Source organism: Oscillibacter sp. (genome assembly GCF_032060045.1).
GTDB lineage: Bacteria > Bacillota > Clostridia > Oscillospirales > Oscillospiraceae > Oscillibacter.
This window is the reverse complement of sequence record NZ_DAMBZJ010000015.1, coordinates 67242-71122: the sequence shown is the minus strand read 5'-3', so window position 1 is coordinate 71122 and position 3881 is coordinate 67242. Positions and strand designations below refer to the sequence as shown.

Below are 3881 nucleotides of genomic sequence, written 5' to 3'. Positions count from 1 at the left end.
CAGGTCCCGCTCTTTTTATTTACCTACGTATGCTGTCCTCTGGCCAAATGCGCAGCCGGACGCCAAAGGCAGTCAGGGTGTCTTCTGGAGCGCGTGGAACCGGGTTGTGACGTTCCGAATAAACTCCTGTTCAGAATCGGACAGCACCGCTCCCTTACGGGTGATCAGGCCAAACTCTAGTCGTTCCTTGCAGTTTTGAATGGGGATGGAGACACACTGATACAAAGAATCCTGCGTGGAAAAACCCTGAATACCGATGGTATAAAAATCACTCTCGGAAATCAGATGCATTAACGCCGCCCGCCCATATACATAGATAATGCGGGAGGAACTGTTCAGATCGGTCTGATGGTCCTCCGTGGAAATATTATAAATAAAGTCCTCATACTGTCCGATATAGCGTACAAACCCGTAGTCCCGCAAACTCTTCAGTGTGACGGGAATATTTCTGCGCAGCAGCGCGTGGTTTTTGGAGACGACGATATGTGGCGCCATGGTGACCAGCGGTGTCAGCTCCAGCCCTTTTTCGGAAATAAGCTTGCAAAAGCGCTCCGCCTCATGGCTTGCAAAGTGAATGCACCCTACATTGCAAACGCATTCCTCCACATCCGAAACCACGTCCAGCGTGGTCCCCTCATTCAGAAAATAAGTAAACTTGGGAAGCCGCTGGCGGCGGGTACACACCTCATTAAAGCTTTCCATCGTGTGGGTAAACTTGGTCATGGAGAGTCTCATGCAGTCCCCCTCCGGCTCCGTTCGGCAGGAGACCTGCTTAAGACTCTCCATCTCCTTGAGAATTACCTTGGAGTGCTCCAAAAAGGCCTGTCCCTCCGTTGTAAGCGTGACGCCCTGTTTGGTCCGCTGAAACAGAGGCACCCCCACATCCGTCTCCAAGTCCCGAACGATGTGGCTGAGATGTGGCTGGGAAATGTATAGCTCCTGCGCCGCCCGGTTAATCGACCCATAGCGGGCCACCGCGCAGAAAAACTCCAGATGCTTGATGTCCATGCTGTTCTCTCCTTTATCCCGACACACACGCCGGGGCGTTTCTGCCCCCTTTGTATATATTTTCTATTATAGCGCATTTTTCGGAGAAATGATGCAGTGATTTACTATGCGAAGTTGACAAAGAATTTTTGGCAATTCAGGCGAATCTACTATAACCGCTGCTGCATAACCCTATCGGAGATTGCTATTATACATTTCCCAAAAAGTATGTTAGCATATTGTAAATTATAAGGCGATTTGCCCAATTTGCCGCTAAATTCAGGGACGGAATGGAAAAAGGGAGAATGATATCCGATGGCTCGCAATGAACTGATTGAAAAAACGCTGATTGACGCGACGGATTATGCCCGCACCTTTCTTCACACAGGGAAGGTCGCCACCTATATCCCGGAGCTTGCAAAAGAACACCCGGATAAACTGGGAGCCTGCGTCATCACCACCGACGGGGAGGTTTATTCCGCAGGAGACTGGCATCAGGAATTTACCATTCAGAGCATTTCCAAAACCCTCACCCTCATCATGGCCTTGCAAACGGCAGGCTATGACAAAGTATTCAGCAAGGGGGGGGTAGAGCCGACCGGCGACGCATTTAATTCACTGGTCCGGCTGGAAACAAAAACCGCCCATCCGCTTAACCCCATGATTAACGCAGGCGCCATTGCCACCGCCGACTGCTGCATGGACAGCAAAGATCCCTCTGGAGATTTTCTGGCGCTTACCCAAAGACTTTGCCGCCGGGACACCATTCATCTGGACAAAGCGGTGTTTCAGTCGGAAAAAAAGGCGGGGATGCGCAATCGCTCCATGGCATACCTCATGCAGGGTGACAATATTCTGGAACATGACGCCGAAGACGTGGTGGACCTGTATTTCTGGATGTGCTCGCTGAGCGTAAACGTGGAGGATTTGGCAAACTATGCATTGATTCTGGCCAACAACGGCGTGGACCCCCGCACTGGCGAGACGCTTTTGGAGGACTGGATTGTGCGCATTGTGAAAACCCTGATGGTGACCTGCGGAATGTACGACGCCTCGGGAGAGTTTGCCATGAAGGTGGGCATCCCGGCCAAAAGCGGCGTGGGCGGCGGCATTATGGGAACCGTGGAACGAAAGATGGGTCTAGCGGCCTTCAATCCCGCACTGGACCCCAAGGGAAACAGCGTGGGCGCATACCGTGTGCTGGAATATCTTTCGCATTATTTAGGGCTTCACTATTTTTCCAGCTCCGGTTATACGGTATAATGTAAAATTGCGGATGTCAGTTCCGTGCATTGTTTGCCTCGCAAAGCGGCGAGAGACAGGGGGTGTTCTATCAACAGATTTGCCTTGCCGGGCCCGGATTGCAGCAAGGCGTCAAAATTTTCTGCAAATTTTAGGACGAAAGAGAGAGGTACACCATGATATTGACAATTTTGGGTGATCTGGACAGCTTTTTGTACTACCCGGTACTGATTGTTGTCCTGCTGGCAGCCGGTCTGTTTTTCTCCCTGCGCACCGGCTTTGTCCAGCTCCGGCTCTTCCCCCAATCGATCCGCGTGGTGATGGAAAAGCCCTCCACCGAGGGAAAAATTTCTTCATTTCAGGCGCTGATGGTTTCCACCGCCTCCCGCGTTGGCACCGGAAACATCGTGGGTGTTTCCACCGCCGTCTGTCTGGGCGGCTATGGCTCGGTGTTTTGGATGTGGCTGATCGCCGTTATCGGCGGCGCCTCTGCGTTTGTGGAAAGCACTCTGGCGCAGATCTACAAGCGCAGGGACGAAAACGGCGACAGCTACGGCGGCCCGGCCTATTACATTGAAACTGCCCTCCATAACCGCGGTCTTGCCGTCTTGTTCTCCGTGTGTCTGATTCTCACCTATGCGGGCGGCTTCAATATGCTGGCCTCTTACAACCTGCAATCCACCTTCTCTGTATATAGTTTTTACGACGCCAAAACCTCTCCATGGGTGATCGGCACTATTTTGGCGGTTCTCGTGGGCTGGTGCATTCTGGGCGGCGGTCGCCGCGTGGTCAAGGCCACCAGCACCATTGTCCCCTTCATGGGCCTGATGTACATTGCCGTTTCTTTGATCGTGCTGCTTTCCAACGCAAGCCTGATTCCCTCCGTAATCAAAGAAATCTTCCGTGACGCGTTCGATTTCAAGGCGATTTTCTCGGGCATCGCGGGTTCCTGCATGATGTATGGGATCAAGCGCGGACTTTATTCCAACGAAGCGGGCGTTGGTTCTGCTCCCAACGCCGCGGCGGCGGCCGACGTCTCCCATCCCGTCAAGCAGGGGCTGGTGCAAGTTTTGTCCGTGTTTATCGACACCATTTTGATTTGCAGCGCCACAGCGCTGATGTGCCTGTGCTCCGGCGTGGAGCCCACCGCCGAGCTTGCCGGCGCGCCTTATGTGCAGGAGTCCGTCAGAACCATCATGGGAGATTTTGGCCCTATCTTTGTTACGACAGCAATGGTCCTCTTCGCGTTCACCACGCTGTTGGGCAATCTGTTTTATGTGGATAACGCCTTGTCTTTTATTCACCGCAAAGTGCCCAGCAAACGCTTTATGCTGGGTTTCCGCCTGGTTTGCGCGGCGGTAATTGTGATTGGCGCGGCCCTGTCTATGTCTGCCGCGTGGGCCATTGCGGATATTATGATGGCCATTATGTGTCTGATCAATCTTCCAGCGTGCGCTGTTTTGAGCAGGGTGGCAGTAAGCGCCTGCCGTGACTATGTAACGCAGAAGAAGGAGGGCAATAACCCCGTCTTCCACGCCTCCGATATCGGTATGGACGTCAGCCAGTTGGACTATTGGAAGTAACTTCCCCGAAGCTACGCCAATCAGCAGGGGCTTATGGTCTGCAATGAACGAGCCCGTTCCGCAAGCGCC

The 3881-nt window shown here is 53.0% G+C and carries 3 protein-coding genes; 2 read left to right on the top strand and 1 reads right to left on the bottom strand.

Features of this window, described 5'->3' with window-relative positions:
* Window positions 1-72: 72 nt before the first annotated feature.
* Window positions 73-1008 carry a LysR family transcriptional regulator gene (locus RT018_RS07985; protein ID WP_312940840.1) on the bottom strand — a complete coding sequence of 312 codons (936 nt, stop codon included), beginning with the start codon at window positions 1006-1008 and terminating at the stop codon, window positions 73-75.
* A 294-nt stretch (window positions 1009-1302) separates the two neighbouring features.
* Between RT018_RS07985 and glsA the strand changes: the two genes are divergently transcribed.
* Window positions 1303-2250 carry a glutaminase A gene (gene glsA / locus RT018_RS07980; protein ID WP_312940839.1) on the top strand — a complete coding sequence of 316 codons (948 nt, stop codon included), beginning with the start codon at window positions 1303-1305 and terminating at the stop codon, window positions 2248-2250.
* Window positions 2251-2405: 155 nt separating this feature from the next.
* Window positions 2406-3812, top strand: a complete 1407-nt coding sequence (locus RT018_RS07975; RefSeq protein WP_312940837.1) for an alanine/glycine:cation symporter family protein — start codon at window positions 2406-2408, stop codon at window positions 3810-3812.
* Window positions 3813-3881 lie beyond the last annotated feature (69 nt).